We start from the raw sequence: 16,355 nt of genomic DNA on the forward strand, positions 1-16,355 counted from the left end.
GATATTAAATAAAATGTAAAAGAAAAGCCGCTTTAAATAAGCGGCTTTTCTTTGTGTGCTCAAAACATCATATCTTGTTGATGTAATGACATAAAATTATCATTTAGATATTTAGTTTGCCCGGCAAGTAAATGTGAGAACTGTTTGGTAGTCATCATCCCGAGCCAGACTGCCACTTTTTCCTGCTATAGTACCCAGAACGCTGGTTGCAGCCTGAATCATTTGTCCTGTTTTTTCATCAACAACGCCTTTTAAAGCACCATTGTATTCAGTTTTTTCATCAATCACGACTGGAGTGGCCTTTTTGCCGCAGGTATTGTTGGCAGCAGTAATCGCATTATTTTTAGAAATGAGACTACTTCTGCCTACGCCGGTCACTTCATACTGGTTATTTTGTTTTTGGATGGCTAGTGATGTCGTTGGATTGGATGTACATGCAGTTAAGGCAAGAGCAACTGCAACTGTGGAAGAGAGTACAAAAACTTTATTCATCTTTTTCCCCTGATTTGTTTTAAAAAGAATAAAAAACATTTGAGCATAACTTTTTGGATGCTTTTTGAAAGACTTGTATGAAATATGCAGTTTTATATGGTTCCTCTGTGATTGCCATCCCATATTAGGCTGCAATTGAGTGGAGGGCATTGCCTAATTGCTCTAGAGTATCTTAATAAGAATATGCTAATCTTAATGAAATATTTTAGTACACAGATATAGAAGTTAATGACTGATTCAGCGGTAGATATGGTTCATTTTAATATTCATCAACGTCAGTCGATTGGCCATTTAGTTGAGCCTGCGCCAAATGCAGAACAGTTGGAAAAAGCTTTTCAGGCTGCATTGACTGCACCCGATCATCACCGTTTAAAGCCGACCCGTTTTGTGGTGATTTCAGCGGATCAACGTGAAGCTTTTGGTGAACTATTGTCTAAAGCTTTGGCGGATTTGGGAGAAACAGATCAGACTCAGTTAGACCGGGTTAAAAACCATCCATTTCGTGCACCACTTTTGGTTTTGGCCTTAACTCAATTTCAGCCACATCTCAAAGTTCCCAATTTTGAACAAACCTTAAGTACCGGTGCGGCAATACAAAACTTTTTGTTGTCGCTACAGGTGCAGGGTTTTTCAACCATGTGGCGAAGCGGTGCAGTGATCGAGTCGAATTTATTTAAACAGGCTTTAGGTCTTGCAGAAGATGATTTAATTTCTGGAATTATTTATATTGGAACTACAGCAAAAGCAATTCCTGCACGTGCAGAAATAAATACACAAAATTATGTGAGTTATTGGAATAAATAACTTTATTGAATACTGAGTCATTAAATACTGAGTTGAGATATAAAAATAATGTCAGAGTTGAATTTTTCGGATCTTGTTGAACCTGTTTTAGTTGATCAAAAAACGGCGTTACGTGTAACAGTTTTAGGTGGCGGTAGTTTCGGTACTGCGATGGCAAATACAGCAGTACGTAATGGTTGCGATACCATGATCTGGATTCGTGATGACGTTGCCGCAGCTGAAATTAATCAAACCCATGTCAATAAACGTTATCTACCCGATTTTACGTTAGAGCCCGGTTTGAAGGCGGTGACCGATTTAGAAACGGCTGTTTGTAATCGTGACATTATTTTAGTGGCGATTCCAAGCCATTCTTTTCGTGATGTGTTGAGACAAATTAAGCCATTTATTACTTCACAGGCGGTCATCTCTTTAACCAAAGGCATTGAAGCAAAAACCTTTAGTTTTATGAGCGATATTATTCGTGAAGAATTGCCTGAAGTGCCTTATGGTGTACTTTCTGGGCCGAATTTAGCCAAAGAGATTATGGCAGGACAACCCGCGGGTACGGTGATTGCCAGTCAGTCTGAACTGGTGCGTTATGCAGTGCAGCAAGCTTTACACAGCGCATTATTCCGTGTGTTTGCCAGTGATGATGTGCATGGTGTGGAATTGGGCGGTGCTTTAAAAAATATCTATGCGGTTGCAATGGGTATGGCTGCTGCCTATAAAGTGGGTGAAAATACCAAGAGTATGATTTTAACCCGCGCACTAGCCGAAATGAGTCGTTTTGCAGTGAAATTGGGTGCCAATCCGCTGACTTTTCTTGGTTTGTCAGGCGTGGGTGATTTATTTGCAACCTGTAGCAGTCCACTGAGCCGGAATTACCAAGTCGGTTTTGCTTTGGGGTCTGGTAAAAGTCTGGAACAGGCCACCAAAGAATTGGGTCAAACCGCCGAAGGTATTAATACCATTGTGCAGGTACGCAGCCGTTCAGCAGAATTAGATGTGTATATGCCAATTACCAGTGCTTTATATGATGTCATTTTTGAGGGGGCACCGCCTTTAAGCATTGCACTTTCACTGATGAAAAATGGGCATCGTAGTGATGTGGAGTTTGTTTTGCCACACCATGAAGTGTGATTTCAAATATTTGAATAAATGAGCTCTGTCATAAAGCTGGGTTATAATTGCTGCATATTGAAAATAAGGAAATTTTATGCAACTCACTTTAGTCCGTCATGGTGAAGCCTCTCCTGCGGCCAATGGAAATGATGACAAACGTCCATTAACCAAGCGAGGGCATAAGCAGGCGCAACAAACTGCAGAATATTTAAAGGATATGATTCAACCCGATGTATTTGTGGTGAGTCCTTTATTGCGTGCACAAGAGACTTTGGCGCATCTGCAACATTATTTTCAAAATGTACCTGTGCTAGTGTGTAATAAGATTAAACCTGAAGATGATGCGAAATCAGCAGTTGAATGGTTGTCGCAGTTGCCTTATGAGTCGATTGTTGTGGTGTGTCATATGAATGTAGTGGCGCATATTTCATCATTGTTGACAGCCGAGTTGTTCCATCCGTATGCTCTGGCTGAAGCGCGTATTTACGAGCAAGCAGTCATTGCTGTTGGATTATCAACACAGTTAAAAAGTTTTATTCCAAACACATAAAATATTAATTAAAACGGCAGAAAAACATTAATGTTGTATTTATGGATGCCTGAAGCCAATGGGGTTTGGCAATGGTCGACTGGAGAGAGCTGGTATCCAGCCTCTAGTCTTGAGCATTTGATTCAAGAGACGCAAGCCCATCATGGCGAAGAAGCTATCGTGTTTTTTCCGAGCCGTGATGTGCAAATGCTGCAACAGACTTTAGCCAAATCACAATATAAAAAATTGGGTGTGGATGGGGTTAAATATCTATTAGAAGAATTTGTAGTTTTGCCCATTGATTCAATGAAGGTATTGCATCATTTTCAAAATCCAGATCAGCTGGTCATTTTGGGCGTGGCAAATAGCACAGTGGAAATGCTACAACATGCCTTAAGCTTAATTCCGGTCAAAGTCATTTCCTTATTGCCAGATTTTATGATTTTACCCATTCCTGACGCAGGTCAAACCGTCATTGCTAATGTATCAGGGCGTTTGCTGGTTCGTGAAAATGAATTTATGGGAAATTCGGTTGATGATTTGGCGCTCTTTTTAGATTATCAGCAGCAAGGGCATCGTTATAAAGTTAGTAATTTTACTGCTGAACAAATGCAAAGCCTTGAAGCCATGCTCACGCATGAACAGATTGAATCTTTTCATTACGAAGTTCCTGTCTTAAAAAAAGCCAAAGCTCATCCTTTTAATATTTTGCCGAAAGCGAAAAATAGCACTGCTGTAGCAGGGTATTGGAAAGCATGTGCTGCGGTGTTACTTGCGGCTTTAATGATTCAATTTAGCTATGATGCAACACGCTGGTATAAATATAGAAAAGTGGCAGATCAGACTGCGTTACAAGCGATTGACCAATATAAATACTGGTTTGGGCAGAGTAGTCGTGTCACTGAACAGAATTTAAAAAGTCAGTTTGAAAGTCATGTACGTTTAAATAAAAGTGCCAACACTCAAGCCTTGCAGTTACTCAGCCGGGTGGGTCCAGTTTTAATGCAAAATCAAATTGTGGCCAATCGTATCAACTACGATACTTCAGTTTTAAATATGGAGCTGAAAGCCAATTCTGCGACGACATTGCAAACTTTAACCCAACAACTGAATCAGCAAGGGTTTAAAGTTGAATTAGGCAATATTCAGCCGAATGGCACTGGTGCAATTGGATTGGTGAAAATACAATAATGAAAACATCAGAAAAACTGCAAAGCTCGATTGATCAATCGATAGAGAGAATCACGGATTACTTAGATCAGCTGTCTGTACGTGAACGCTATCTGGTGATTTTTACCACCATTTTTGTTCTGGTTGCGGCCATTGGCTCGGCACTTTGGTTTATGCATGCAGCGGCCAACAAGCAGCAAAATCGGGTCAATGATTTAAAAGACATGATGGTCTGGATGCAAAGTAATGCCGTGACAATGAAACCTGCCGATGATTTGCAGTTAAGTGCGGCAGATAAAGTGCAACGTGTTGCCCAGCAGCAAGGGTTATCGGTTGCATCACAGCAAGCAGGTGAACAAATTCAAATTGTGGCAGCGCATGAAAATTACGCCATTTTGGCAAATTTTTTAACCCAATTGGCTCAGATGGGACTAAGTCTTGAGAAAATAGAGTTAATTTCTGAGGCAGGTCGGATTAAATTAACAGCGACAGTGCAATAATGGGTAAAAATAAAGATCTGCTAAGCATGGTGTTTTCTATGAGCTATGCCTATAATATGGCGACTTAAAAAGCAGTAGACTTTTACAGATATGTTGTATTCTCTTGCCCGCCCTTTGTTGTTTTCTTTAGCACCAGAGCGTGCACATGAGCTGACACTATCGTTATTGAAATCAGCTCATCGCATGGGCATGATGCGTCAAAGTATTGCCTCTAAACCAGTCACTTGTATGGGGATTCAATTTCCCAATCCAGTGGGTTTGGCTGCCGGCTTAGACAAAAATGGCGCTTATATTGATGCCTTGGCTGGACTGGGGTTTGGTTTTATTGAAATTGGAACCATTACACCGCGTCCACAAGCGGGCAATCCGCATCCCCGTTTATTCCGTTTACCTGAAGCCAAAGCCATTATTAACCGTATGGGTTTTAATAATGACGGGGTAGACAAACTGATTGAAAATGTCAAAGCTGCAAAATTCAAAGGCATTTTGGGGATTAATATTGGCAAAAATGCCGATACTCCGGTTGAAAATGCAGTCGATGATTATCTGATCTGTCTTGAAAAAGTCTATAACTACGCTTCTTATATCACTGTTAATATTTCATCACCGAATACCAAAAACTTGCGTAGCCTGCAAAGCGGTGATGCACTGACAGAATTGCTGGAAACGTTAAGAAAGCGTCAGCTTGAACTGGCTGAAGAACATCAGCATTATGTACCTTTGGTGCTAAAAGTTGCTCCAGATTTAACCCCTGAAGATATCGAATTTATTGCAAAGCAATTGATCCAGTTTAAAATTGATGGTTTGATTGTGACCAATACCACTTTGTCACGTGAAGGCGTGGAAAATCTCAAGCATGGTAATGAAGCCGGTGGCTTGTCTGGTGCGCCAGTATTTGAAAAAAGTACCGCTTGTCTTGCAGCATTTTCAAAAGCATTGAAAGGTCAAGTTCCGTTGATTGGTGTCGGCGGTATTTTGTCAGGTGAGCAGGCGGTTGCTAAACAACAGGCAGGTGCAAGCCTTGTACAAATTTATAGTGGCCTCATATATACAGGTCCAACACTGGTTAAAGATTGTGTTGATGCGCTAAATACACCATGAATACACTGGATATCTTCATACTGATTATTCTGCTCATTGGAGGGCTAAACGGTTTGCGACAAGGATTGGTTTCAGCCTTTGCGAACTTGGTAGGATGGATTTTTGCACTGATCGTAGGTGCAAAATACGCAACCATCCTGGCACCTTCGATGGTCTCACTCAGTGGAGATCCAGTAGTACAAAAAATTGCAGCTTTTGCATTTATTGTCTTGATCATGGTGGTGTTAACCTGGGTTATTACCGCATTACTCAACAAGATATTAAAGAGTCTAAAACTTGGCCCCCTCAACAGATTGGCAGGCGGTGCTTTTGGCTCTTTAAAGGGCTTAATGATTGTACTCATTACCATGCAGGGCATTGGTCCCTGGGTGGAAAGTTCTCCGCACTGGAAACAATCTAAATTTGTACAACTCCTGATCCCTTATGCGCCATGGGTCGCTGAACTTTCTAAAGAAGCCGCACATGGAGCGCTCAACCATATCAAGTCCGATGAAGGTGCGCCGACATCTTCCGACTCATCATCTGATAAAACGCAAAAGCATGCAGCGCGTACAGATGAATCAACAAATAATCCTTTTTATTAATCCTAGCTTGTTTGCGAGGTTGCTATGTGTGGAGTAGTTGGTATAGCTGGTAAATCACCTGTTAACCAAATGTTGTTTGATGCATTAACGATGTTACAGCATCGTGGTCAGGATGCAGCCGGAATAGTAACTTGTCATGAAGGGCGTTTGTTCCTGCGTAAAGACAACGGTATGGTACGAGACGTCTTTCATACGCGTCACATGCGTGCACTGCTAGGTAATTACGGTATTGGTCATGTACGTTACCCAACTGCAGGTTCTTCAAGCAGTGCAGAAGCACAGCCATTTTATGTGAACTCGCCTTATGGTATTACCTTGGCGCATAACGGTAACTTGACCAACGCTGAAGAAATTCATGATGATTTGTTTAAAACAGATCTTCGTCATATGAATACCGATTCAGATTCTGAAGTGCTTCTAAATGTTTTTGCGCATGAAATGCAAAAAAGTGGCAAGTTAAATCCAACTGCAGAAGATATTTTCCAGGTGGTTTCACGTGTACATGAGCGTTGTAAAGGTGCTTATGGCGTTGTGGCAATGATCACTGGACATGGTCTGGTGGGCTTCCGTGATCCAAACGGTATTCGTCCACTGATTTATGGTTCGCGTGAAACTGAAAAAGGCATGGAATATATTATTGCTTCTGAATCAGTGGCAATTACTGCTTTAGGCTTTAAAGTTGAACGTGATATTGAGCCAGGTGAAGCAATCTTTATTACTTCAGAAGGTGAAATGTTTACCAAGCAATGTGCGGAAAATCCTGAATACCGTCCTTGTATCTTTGAATATGTGTATTTTGCACGTCCAGATGCAACGATCGATGGCATTTCAGTCTATAAAGCACGTTTGAAGATGGGTGAAAAACTCGCGTATAAAATTTCGCGTGAGTGGGGTGAAGAACACGATATTGATGTGGTGATTCCAATTCCAGATACATCACGTACTTCAGCTTTGGAACTTGCCAATATCTTGGGCGTTAAATTCCGTGAAGGCTTTATGAAGAACCGTTATATCGGACGTACTTTCATTATGCCGGGTCAGAAACAACGTGAAAAATCAGTTCGTCAAAAATTGAACCCGGTTGAACTTGAGTTTAAAGGCAAGAATGTTTTGCTGGTTGATGACTCGATTGTTCGTGGTACGACCTGTAACGAGATTATTCAGATGGCGCGTGATGCCGGTGCGAAGAAAGTATTCTTTGCTTCAGCTGCACCGATGGTGAAATATCCAAACGTGTACGGTATTGATATGCCAGCGAAAGATGAGCTGATTGCATCGGGTCGTAGTGTTGAAGAAATTCGTGAAATTATTGGTGCTGACCGTTTGATTTTCCAGGATTTGGAAGATTTAAAAGGCGCAGTACGTACCAGTAAAGTACCCGCACTCCAAGAATTTGATTGTTCAGTTTTTGATGGGGTGTATGTGGCAGGTGGAATTGATGCGGCTTATCTGGATGAGCTTGAGCGCAAACGCAATGATTCTGCAAAAAAAGCCGTCGGTGGTTATATTGATGTGAATATTGATGCTGCATCGGTTGATCTGACTGGAGTGAAGGAAGGATAAAATTCTTCTTAATTCTATGAAAAGCGGGAATTTCCCGCTTTTTTAATTTATGATGAGTGAACAAATACAAGGTGATAAAGGATCTTCACATTGAATAGTGCGGGTTATTCTTTTATTCAAAACAAAAATATGGTTTGGTCTGCGAGTATTTGTGTGCTTGCGGTGTTGCTCACACTATTCATTTTAAATACGATTGCGGGGTTGTGGGTATTTTATCTTGATCCTACTCAGTCTGTTTTTTTGCATGCTTTGAGCCCTTATTTAATCATGCTGTTGCTGAGTGTGATGGCACTTTCCGTCCTGTACGAGTTTTATGTGTTTCGTTCCGGTGGGCATTCGCTGGCAAAACAGTTGGGTGCGCGTCGCTTAAGCTTAATTGAAAGTATTCCTGAAGAAAGTCTTGCGCTCAAAATCACTGAACAATTGGCAGATACCTTTTTAATTGATACTCCCGCAGTCTATGTGCTTCCCAATGAAGTGGGCGTGAATGCCCTCACGGCAGGTTTTTATCCGCGTGATATTGTGATTATTCTGACTTGGGGGGCATTACAGAATTTAGATGAATTGGAACTTTATGGTTTGTTAATCCATGAGTTTAATAAAATTTTATCCGGTGAAACGGCAGAAAATACCCGTCTAAAAATTCTTTATAGTAGTCTCACCACTTTTAGTCAGTGGGGCAGTAAAATTGCCAGACTGGGCTTTAGCAAGCATGGTCAAGCGCGTACGCATAAATTTGCCACTTCTTTTGTCGCGATGGGTGGGGTGATTTGGTTGATTGGAAGTCTGGGTGTTTTGATTACCCGATTTATTAAATATATTTCGCTTGGTGGCCGGACATTTAAAAATGATCAAAAAACCAGGCGTCTCATACAAAATGATGCCAATGTGCAAACGCTATTAAGAATTTATGTGCATCATTCCGGTTCTCAAATTCACAGTGAATATGCGGAATCCATTTCTCATATGTGCTTTGCCAATTCTTTAAGTCCACAAAACTGGATGAATATCCATCCTAGTATTGAACAGCGTATTTATGAGCTGAACCCAGGTTTGGTGCAGGATTTACAGCTCGAAAATTTAAAAAAATTACGTAATCAGCCGCTATTTAGTTTGTTCCGGTCACTGGATGAAGTGAATAGTGAAATATATTCACCGTGGAGTTCACCCCAACCGCTTCCGCTGTTACGTTTATCACCGATTAGTTTTGCAATTAATGATGCGATTAAACCTTTAAATCCAGAAATCCGAAATAATATGCGGCGCCCTGAATTAATACAGCGAGCATTGCAGACTGCAACCGGTTCGCGAGAAGTAATGGTGTCGATTTTAATGATTCGACAGTATCGTGAATTTATTCCTGCAGATGCGGAAGTGAGTCGGGCAATTGTTGATTCATTACTCAATTTAGACGGTCGTGTTCATATTTCTATTTTTCGTGAAGCTTGTAAAAATATTGGGGCAATGCCTGCCACCATTGCACGGCAGTTTTTAATGAAGCTGGCGCGAATTATTCAAGAAGATGGTGAAATTGGACTGCTGGATGCCTTATTGCTTGAATATGTGAAATTTGAGTTGAATCTTCTGCCATTGCATACACCGACTTCATTGGAAGAAGTTAAACCGCATATTGTGCGTCTGATAGATGCCTTGTTGCATGTGCAGCAAATCAATAGCCAGAATCAACTGGAGGTACGTGAAAAGATTCTCAAGCGTGTCCTGACCGCAAAAGAACAGGAGATGTATACCGAAATTTCAGATGAGCCAATTGATTTGGCAGAAATCTTAAATGATATCGCAGGCTTGCTACTGCGTGACCGTTTAAGTATTTTAGGTATTGCTGAAGTGTGCCTGTGGAATGACCGTATTATTACCCAGGATGAACTGGATGTTCTGGAATTGCTGTACTGGCGTTTGGGTTTTGAAACGGATGAAATTATTGAACAAATGCAGAAAAAAAATCGTTTGATGATTGTATAAACAAGCTGCGATAAAATTATAGATGAGTGATGATTAAACTAATCTTTAATAAAAGATCAGCAAAAGACAAGTAATCTCGTTAGAATACCAAGCATTCAATGGGTGATGAAAAAAGATGATAGGGCATCAGCGTGACATACTGGCAACATTAGGAATCGATATCTGGGTTCCTAAGGGTGCTGCGTGTCAAAAAATGCCGTCTTCATCCATTTGGCGAGATCAAGTTGCACCCGAATATCTGAGCGAAATAGTGGTGGCTAAAGCTCAATCCCCCATATCACCACAGCCAAAAACTGAACAGCTTAAAACGCTTGATCGACCAGAACAGTTGCCAACGCCAACACCGGCTGTCAAAGAAGTTCAAGCTGAAGTTGTGCCTCAAGTTATTGAGGAACGACCTGCGCTACACATCGCTGCTTTTCAATTGCAGGCTTTTGGTTTGCCACATTGTGTCATCGTGATTGATGCTACTGAGCTTAGCGCTGAACAACAGCACCTGTGGAATAATATTCAGCAAGCCCTTCACGCTAAATATTATGAATTGCAGTGGCCATTTCCTTTAATGAATTTCCAGGATGGTCGCGGTGCGGAAAGTTATGTACAAGGTTTTATAGATGCCATTAGCGCGGATAAAAATATTATTTTTTTAGGGCAATGTCCTTATTTTAATCATTCAAAAAGTATGCATTTAGCTGGTCTACAAGAGATGCTGGATCAGCCATTATTAAAAAAACGCTTATGGCAATTTATGCAAAAAACCAACCAAAACATGGATGCTACATGAAGAAGAAAGTTATTGTTTTTAGTCAGTTAGATCAAGAGATACTGCAACGTTTACAAACTCAATATCAGGTTGAAGTCATTAATCCAAAATTGGGCGATCTTAACCGGCAGATCCGTGAACAGGTCAAAGATACAGATGGCATGATTGGTGCAGGGCGTCTACTTAATGAAAGTAATTTGGCGACCGCACAGCAACTTAAAATTATTTCCAGTGTTAGCGTAGGTTATGACAACTACGATCTTGCTTATTTAAATCAGAAAAAAATCTGGTTATCCAACACACCGCATGTACTGACAGAAACTACAGCCGATTTGGCGTTTACTTTGTTGATGAGTGCTGCGCGTAAAGTGCCTTATTTGGATCAATGGACCAAGCAAGGTCAATGGAAACGTACAGCAGCTGAAGCTCAATTTGGACGCGATATTTTTGGTAAAACCCTTGGTATTATTGGTCTGGGTAATATTGGTGCTGCTGTGGCACGTCGTGGCTTTTATGGCTTTAATATGAATATTTTGTATCATAATCGTCGTGAAAAACTGGAATTGGCACAACCCTTAAATGCAAGATATTGCGGTTTGGATGAATTATTACAACAGTCAGATTTTGTCGTGGTCACTGTCGATTTAAATACAGAATCTAAAGCACTGATCGGGCAGCATGAGTTTCATCAAATGCAGTCGCATGCTGTATTTGTGAATATTGCTCGTGGTTCTGTGATAGATGAGCAGGCCTTAATTGAAACCTTAAAAGCAGGTAAAATTTTTGCTGCCGGGTTGGATGTCTATGCAAAAGAGCCTTTACAGGAATCAGAGTTGTTTAATTTAGATAATGTGGTAACTTTGCCACATGTCGGTTCTGCAACTGCAGAAACACGTAAAAAAATGGCTGAACTGGCGTATCGTAATTTGGTTGATGCACTGGAAGGACGAACACCACTTTCTGTGGTGAATGCTTCATTTTCTTAAAATTTGATAACACTTCATTGCAAATCCCTCCAATTTTCAATGTTATAGTCTGATAAATTGAAAAAAGCAGTTTGAGAATATAACATTGAAACGGTTTCTATTAGCTTGCAGTATTGGTTTGGTCTCAGTTATGGGGCCGGCACACAGTGCTAATATGAATTCAACACCACAGTTTAATGTTCCTGAAATCGGCAGTGGAGTCGGTTTAATTGACCAACAAAAAGAAAAAATGATTGGCGAAAAAGTATTTCGTGAAGTTCAAAAACAAATGCCTGTGCTGCAAAATCCATGGTTAGAAGATCAATTGTTCGGTGTATTTTCCCATATTTTAAGTCAAACCCAGCTTGGGCAGCCTATAGGTCTGGTCATTATCAATGATCCTCAAATCAATGCTTTTGCTGTGCCTGGCGGGCTGTTTGCCATTAACACGGGGATGGTGATTTCTGCCCGAAATATGGATGAAGTAGCGGGGGTAATGGCACATGAAGTTGCACATGTATCACAACGTCATTACAGTCGCTCACAAGAGGCCTTTAAGGGGCAGGGCTTATTGACTTTAGCAGGGCTTTTGGTGGGTGCTCTGATTGCTTCACAAGCGGATGGTGATGTGGGTACAGCGGTGATGTTGGGTTCGCAAGCTGCGTTAATGGATAAGCAGTTGAATTACAGCCGTAACCAGGAACGTGAAGCTGACCGGATTGGTATGCAATATATGTATACTGCGGGTTATAGTCCGCAAAGTATGGCGGACTTTTTTGAAGTCATGGATCGATCAACCAGTAAGGTTAGTTTCTTGCCAGATTTTTGGTTAACCCATCCTTTAAGTACGGAACGGATGAGTGAAGCACGTTTACGCGCAAATCAATTCCCCCGAGTAAAACCAAGTTTGCATGATGAAGATTTTGAAATACTGAAATGGTACAGTCGGGTAATTTCTAATCAGACCACTGAACAGCAATTACAGATTTTAGCCAATCGTAAAAATTTTGCAGGGCAGTTGGCTCTATCCGCTTTTTATCTCAAACAAGGCGACTATGTTTTAGCTCAGCAAGTTTTAGATCAGGCAAAGGCACAGCAGCGCTTAAATAATTTGTTGGTTTTGATTCAAACCGATATTTATTTGGGGCAAAACAAAACCGATGAGGCATATAAAGCGATTCAGTCTGCTGCACGTATTATGCCCGAAAATCGAGCTTTGGCTTTCAAGCTGGCGGAAGTCTATATTCGCCAAAAACAACCTGCACAAGCATTAAATCTGGTTCAGCGTTTTTCCAATAAGAATCCTCGTGATATTCAGGCTTGGCGCTTGATGCAGCAAGCTGCAAATATCGATCAGCAATCCCCAATTAGAACGGTAAATGTATTGCGTTATCGGGCAGAAGTGGAATATTGGTCCGGCTGGGAAGAAAATGCGATTAAATCATTATTGCATGCCCAACGCTTGGTCAAAAATAATGAGCTGTTGTCTGCAAAACTAAAAATGCGCATTAATGAAATGCAAAAAGAGCGCCAGCTAAGAATCTAATCGCAGATGATTATTTTGCAATGATAATAAAAAAGGAGTTAAGCATGATAGAAGGTCAATGCTTATGTGGAATGGTGGAGTATCGTTATCATGGTGAAATTGAAAAAACCATCATATGTTACTGCAAAGACTGTCAAATGGCTCAAGGTTCGATCTTTGGCTGGAATAGTCCTTTGCAGAAATCCAAATTTGAAATTGGCAGTGGTATTAAATTTCTAAAAGAATATTTTCATAGTCCGAATAAGACACGGGTTTTTTGCCAGGAATGCGGTAGTCCAATTTATTCTTATCGGGTGGATTTGCCTGAAATTATTCGTTTACGCTTAGGAACGGTAACTTCGGGTGAATTGCTGCCGGCACCTACAGAGCAAGCTTATATTCAATACAAGCCATCTTTTCTGCATATTGATGAATAAAATCTACATCTAAAAACTTGAAGTATATGATAATCTTAGGTCGCATTTGTATTTCTAACGATGAACAATATTGATTGAATGATGAAAAAAATATTATTTTCCTGTTTTTTAATGGGGTGCGCGACATCAAATGTTGCCTTGGCCAGTGTAGAGCAATATGTAACATCAGTAGGGAAAATTTCTGAACAATATAGGCAGGAAACCAGAAACTTTTTTAGCAGTCTGGATGCCCAGCAAAGCAGTTTTACACCACAACAGCAAGTTCAATTCTGTGGAATTGTGGGTAATTATGTGGAGCAGTTATATCAAGCGGCAGATCGAAACAGGAATGCGTTAGACCGTCAATTTAGACAGATGACCAAGCAGGATGTGATTCATCAAGTGATGTTATCAAAAGAAATGCTGATTTTGAAAAAATATAATATTCAGTGTGATCTGAAATAACAAGGGAATACGCCTGAACTGTCTTTGAATAAAGGCAGTTCAACGTTAAAGAAAGAATGATCTAGAAGTGGGGTTATGCAAGTTTAGCTTTAATTTTAGCTGAAACTTGTGCAGGATCGGCGCGCCCGGCTATGAGCGGACGCAGAGAATTCATCACCTTACCCATATCTTTCATGCTAGTAGCTTCTTGAGCAGTAATAGCCTGCGCAATGATAGAATCAAGCTCGTCCTCAGTCATAGCTGCTGGTAGAAATTGAGAAATAACTTCAATTTCGGCTTGTTCCTTACTAGCTAAGTCTTGTCGATTAGCGCCTTCGTAGGCTTTAATCGAATCTTTACGTTGTTTGATTTGCTTTTCAATGACCGCAAGAACTTGAGCATCGTCAAGCTCTTTGCGCTCATCGATTTCGATTTGCTTAATTGCCGCCTGAAGACCACGTATTACCGTTAACTTCGACATTTCTTTGGCACGCATAGTTGCTTTCAAAACGTCCGTTATTTGGTTTTTTAAAGTAGTCATTTATCTTGTCCAGGCAGTCAATCACAAATTAATTAGTAAAGGCGAGTAGTACGTACAGATTCACGCGCCAATTTCTTTTGGTAGCGTTTAACTGCAGCAGCTTTTTTACGTTTACGTTCTTGAGTTGGTTTTTCGTAGAATTCGCGTTTACGAACGTCAGCTAAAACACCAGCTTTTTCGCATGAACGTTTGAAACGACGGATGGCTACGTCTACTGGTTCGCCTTCTTTCAATTTAACTTGTGGCATGAAGAATCCTCATAAGTTATGGATAAGATCTATGGCAGGATTGCCTTAGATCACAAGTGAAGGACAGTATTTTACTCATTTACATCTCATATCACAAGTCTATAATAGCTTTAGCAATATTTAGATACGGGTAAAAGGCAGTTTAATGATCGTTCTTGGCTTAGAAACTTCTTGTGATGAAACTGGGTTAGCACTCTATGACAGTGAAGTCGGCTTGATAGGACAGGTGTTATATAGTCAGATTAAACTGCATGCAGAATATGGTGGTGTTGTTCCGGAACTGGCTTCGCGCGACCATGTTAGAAAATTAATTCCTTTAATTAATCAGTTACTTGAACAAAGTAATATTAAAAAATCACAAATTGATGCCATTGCCTATACGCGTGGTCCAGGCTTGATGGGCGCATTAATGACGGGTGCATTATTCGGTCGCACCCTAGCATTTGCACTCAATAAGCCGGCCATTGGTGTGCATCATATGGAAGGTCATATGCTGGCACCTTTATTATCGGCGACACCACCAGAGTTTCCGTTTGTCGCTTTATTGGTCTCTGGCGGACATACCCAACTCATGGCAGCGCACGGTATTGGTCAATATGAATTGCTGGGCGAATCGATTGATGATGCAGCCGGTGAGGCTTTTGATAAAGTCGCGAAAATGATGGGCTTGGCCTATCCGGGTGGACCGAATATTTCTAAATTGGCGTTGCAAGGTAGCGCAACAGCGTTTGATTTCCCACGTCCAATGTTGCATCAAGGTTTGGACTTTTCTTTCAGTGGTTTAAAAACTGCGGTTTCAATTCAATTAAAAAAAGTTGAAGGTCAAAACCGTGAAGCTGATATTGCAGCCTCATTCCAGGAAGCCTTGGTGGATACCTTGGTGAAAAAGTCTGTTAAAGCGCTGAAACAAACAGGTTTAAAGCGTTTAGTGATTGCAGGTGGGGTGAGTGCCAATAAACGTTTACGTGAACGTTTGGAAGCAGATTTAGCCAAAATTCAAGCACAAGTTTATTATGCAGAACCAGCCTTATGTACTGATAATGGCGCAATGATTGCTTTTGCTGGTTATCAACGTTTAAAAGCAGGGCAGTGTGATGGTTTGTCGGTGACGACGACTCCGCGTTGGCCGATGACGGAATTGACCAATCCTTCAGAAGCATAAGTTTTGATGATTTAAAAAGAGGCGCAATGCCTCTTTTTTTATCTGGCTTGTTTCAGCATTTATGGCTTTAAATAGTTTTTTGTTATCTTGAATATAGCTTTGGAGTTTTTTCAATGTCTGATATTCCAGTTTGGGGATGGCTGCATTGGTATGTTTATGAGATAGATAGACTTCTTTATGAGTTAAATCATAAAAGTTAAATCAGCCTGTAAATTGAATTCGTAGAACAAAGCCATGATAGTGCTACACGTTGAAAAATGATTTTAGACAATAAGAAAGAGCAATTTCTAAATTTGAAATTGCTCTTTTAGGGTGAACGATCATTGATAGTTCAATGGCGGTATTTAGTAAGCGTCCGCTGAACCCCACTTTTCTTATCTGCTCAATATCCCGATAGTGTCCATTATTTATTATAAATGGACATTATGTTTATGGCCTTAGACACTTTTATAGACACTGAACAA

At 40.6% G+C, this 16,355-nt stretch carries 18 protein-coding genes; 15 read left to right on the forward strand and 3 right to left on the reverse strand.

Annotated elements, in window-relative coordinates:
- Positions 1-111 precede the first annotated feature (111 nt).
- Complete coding sequence (locus HLH18_RS12020; RefSeq protein WP_171547032.1) at positions 112-492, reverse strand: hypothetical protein; 381 nt, start codon at positions 490-492, stop codon at positions 112-114.
- A gap of 228 nt (positions 493-720) precedes the next feature.
- On the opposite strand from HLH18_RS12020, the gene HLH18_RS12025 reads away from it, so the two are divergent.
- From HLH18_RS12025 to HLH18_RS12090, 14 genes are all read left to right on the forward strand, one after another.
- A complete protein-coding gene (locus HLH18_RS12025; protein ID WP_171547008.1) occupies positions 721-1,296 on the forward strand; it encodes a nitroreductase family protein in 576 nt (191 codons plus the stop codon).
- 48 nt (positions 1,297-1,344) lie between these two features.
- The gene (locus HLH18_RS12030) at positions 1,345-2,418 is read left to right on the forward strand and encodes an NAD(P)H-dependent glycerol-3-phosphate dehydrogenase (protein WP_171547009.1); all 1,074 of its coding nucleotides are present in this window, start codon (positions 1,345-1,347) and stop codon (positions 2,416-2,418) included.
- A gap of 76 nt (positions 2,419-2,494) precedes the next feature.
- Complete coding sequence (gene sixA, locus HLH18_RS12035; RefSeq protein ID WP_171547010.1) at positions 2,495-2,950, forward strand: phosphohistidine phosphatase SixA; 456 nt, start codon at positions 2,495-2,497, stop codon at positions 2,948-2,950.
- Between the two features lie 30 nt (positions 2,951-2,980).
- Positions 2,981-4,120 carry a type II secretion system protein GspL gene (gspL, locus tag HLH18_RS12040; RefSeq protein WP_171547011.1) on the forward strand — a complete coding sequence of 380 codons (1,140 nt, stop codon included), beginning with the start codon at positions 2,981-2,983 and terminating at the stop codon, positions 4,118-4,120.
- Complete coding sequence (locus tag HLH18_RS12045; protein ID WP_171547012.1) at positions 4,120-4,599, forward strand: type II secretion system protein M; 480 nt, start codon at positions 4,120-4,122, stop codon at positions 4,597-4,599. Before gspL ends, HLH18_RS12045 begins: the two co-directional genes overlap by 1 nt.
- Positions 4,600-4,689: 90 nt before the next feature.
- Positions 4,690-5,700 carry a quinone-dependent dihydroorotate dehydrogenase gene (locus HLH18_RS12050; RefSeq protein ID WP_171547013.1) on the forward strand — a complete coding sequence of 337 codons (1,011 nt, stop codon included), beginning with the start codon at positions 4,690-4,692 and terminating at the stop codon, positions 5,698-5,700.
- Positions 5,697-6,284, forward strand: a complete 588-nt coding sequence (locus tag HLH18_RS12055) for a CvpA family protein (protein WP_171547014.1) — start codon at positions 5,697-5,699, stop codon at positions 6,282-6,284. The genes HLH18_RS12050 and HLH18_RS12055 overlap by 4 nt, the downstream gene beginning before the upstream one ends.
- 24 nt (positions 6,285-6,308) lie before the next feature.
- On the forward strand, positions 6,309-7,847 hold the full coding sequence (purF, locus tag HLH18_RS12060; RefSeq protein WP_171529810.1) for an amidophosphoribosyltransferase: 1,539 nt from the start codon (positions 6,309-6,311) through the stop codon (positions 7,845-7,847).
- A gap of 129 nt (positions 7,848-7,976) precedes the next feature.
- Entirely contained in the window at positions 7,977-9,827 is a 1,851-nt protein-coding gene (locus HLH18_RS12065) for a M48 family metalloprotease (RefSeq protein WP_171547033.1), read from the forward strand.
- A gap of 115 nt (positions 9,828-9,942) precedes the next feature.
- Positions 9,943-10,611, forward strand: coding sequence for a hypothetical protein (locus tag HLH18_RS12070; protein ID WP_171547015.1), 669 nt, complete (start codon positions 9,943-9,945; stop codon positions 10,609-10,611).
- Positions 10,608-11,576 carry a 2-hydroxyacid dehydrogenase gene (locus tag HLH18_RS12075; protein WP_171547016.1) on the forward strand — a complete coding sequence of 323 codons (969 nt, stop codon included), beginning with the start codon at positions 10,608-10,610 and terminating at the stop codon, positions 11,574-11,576. Before HLH18_RS12070 ends, HLH18_RS12075 begins: the two co-directional genes overlap by 4 nt.
- A gap of 85 nt (positions 11,577-11,661) precedes the next feature.
- Positions 11,662-13,101, forward strand: coding sequence for a M48 family metalloprotease (locus HLH18_RS12080; protein ID WP_214647336.1), 1,440 nt, complete (start codon positions 11,662-11,664; stop codon positions 13,099-13,101).
- Positions 13,102-13,145: 44 nt separating this feature from the next.
- Positions 13,146-13,517: a GFA family protein gene (locus HLH18_RS12085; protein WP_171547018.1), complete on the forward strand. Its 372-nt coding sequence runs from the start codon at positions 13,146-13,148 to the stop codon at positions 13,515-13,517.
- Between the two features lie 81 nt (positions 13,518-13,598).
- On the forward strand, positions 13,599-13,961 hold the full coding sequence (locus HLH18_RS12090; protein WP_171547019.1) for a hypothetical protein: 363 nt from the start codon (positions 13,599-13,601) through the stop codon (positions 13,959-13,961).
- A gap of 73 nt (positions 13,962-14,034) precedes the next feature.
- Here the strand turns inward: HLH18_RS12090 and HLH18_RS12095 are convergent, their stop codons facing one another.
- Positions 14,035-14,481 (reverse strand): GatB/YqeY domain-containing protein, encoded by a 447-nt coding sequence (locus HLH18_RS12095; protein ID WP_171547020.1) that lies wholly within the window; start codon positions 14,479-14,481, stop codon positions 14,035-14,037.
- Between the two features lie 32 nt (positions 14,482-14,513).
- The gene (gene rpsU, locus HLH18_RS12100; RefSeq protein WP_001136722.1) at positions 14,514-14,729 is read right to left on the reverse strand and encodes a 30S ribosomal protein S21; all 216 of its coding nucleotides are present in this window, start codon (positions 14,727-14,729) and stop codon (positions 14,514-14,516) included.
- Positions 14,730-14,874: 145 nt separating this feature from the next.
- On the opposite strand from rpsU, the gene tsaD reads away from it, so the two are divergent.
- A complete protein-coding gene (tsaD, locus tag HLH18_RS12105) occupies positions 14,875-15,891 on the forward strand; it encodes a tRNA (adenosine(37)-N6)-threonylcarbamoyltransferase complex transferase subunit TsaD (protein WP_131271241.1) in 1,017 nt (338 codons plus the stop codon).
- Positions 15,892-16,355 lie beyond the last annotated feature (464 nt).

The organism is Acinetobacter sp. ANC 5414 (assembly GCF_013004295.1).
In the GTDB taxonomy this organism is placed as follows: Bacteria; Pseudomonadota; Gammaproteobacteria; order Pseudomonadales; family Moraxellaceae; genus Acinetobacter.

Excerpts from the sequence above, each read along its gene's own strand:
- HLH18_RS12070 (WP_171547015.1), top strand. The coding sequence starts at position 9,943 with ATGATAGGGCATCAGCGTGACATACTGGCAACATTAGGAATCGATATC.
- HLH18_RS12050 (WP_171547013.1), top strand. The coding sequence starts at position 4,690 with ATGTTGTATTCTCTTGCCCGCCCTTTGTTGTTTTCTTTAGCACCAGAG.
- tsaD (WP_131271241.1), top strand. The coding sequence starts at position 14,875 with ATGATCGTTCTTGGCTTAGAAACTTCTTGTGATGAAACTGGGTTAGCA.
- HLH18_RS12095 (WP_171547020.1), bottom strand. The coding sequence starts at position 14,481 with ATGACTACTTTAAAAAACCAAATAACGGACGTTTTGAAAGCAACTATG.
- HLH18_RS12075 (WP_171547016.1), top strand. The coding sequence starts at position 10,608 with ATGAAGAAGAAAGTTATTGTTTTTAGTCAGTTAGATCAAGAGATACTG.
- HLH18_RS12045 (WP_171547012.1), top strand. The coding sequence starts at position 4,120 with ATGAAAACATCAGAAAAACTGCAAAGCTCGATTGATCAATCGATAGAG.
- rpsU (WP_001136722.1), bottom strand. The coding sequence starts at position 14,729 with ATGCCACAAGTTAAATTGAAAGAAGGCGAACCAGTAGACGTAGCCATC.
- HLH18_RS12090 (WP_171547019.1), top strand. The coding sequence starts at position 13,599 with ATGAAAAAAATATTATTTTCCTGTTTTTTAATGGGGTGCGCGACATCA.
- HLH18_RS12085 (WP_171547018.1), top strand. The coding sequence starts at position 13,146 with ATGATAGAAGGTCAATGCTTATGTGGAATGGTGGAGTATCGTTATCAT.
- HLH18_RS12020 (WP_171547032.1), bottom strand. The coding sequence starts at position 492 with ATGAATAAAGTTTTTGTACTCTCTTCCACAGTTGCAGTTGCTCTTGCC.
- HLH18_RS12055 (WP_171547014.1), top strand. The coding sequence starts at position 5,697 with ATGAATACACTGGATATCTTCATACTGATTATTCTGCTCATTGGAGGG.
- HLH18_RS12025 (WP_171547008.1), top strand. The coding sequence starts at position 721 with ATGACTGATTCAGCGGTAGATATGGTTCATTTTAATATTCATCAACGT.
- purF (WP_171529810.1), top strand. The coding sequence starts at position 6,309 with ATGTGTGGAGTAGTTGGTATAGCTGGTAAATCACCTGTTAACCAAATG.
- HLH18_RS12030 (WP_171547009.1), top strand. The coding sequence starts at position 1,345 with ATGTCAGAGTTGAATTTTTCGGATCTTGTTGAACCTGTTTTAGTTGAT.
- sixA (WP_171547010.1), top strand. The coding sequence starts at position 2,495 with ATGCAACTCACTTTAGTCCGTCATGGTGAAGCCTCTCCTGCGGCCAAT.
- gspL (WP_171547011.1), top strand. The coding sequence starts at position 2,981 with ATGTTGTATTTATGGATGCCTGAAGCCAATGGGGTTTGGCAATGGTCG.
- HLH18_RS12065 (WP_171547033.1), top strand. The coding sequence starts at position 7,977 with ATGGTTTGGTCTGCGAGTATTTGTGTGCTTGCGGTGTTGCTCACACTA.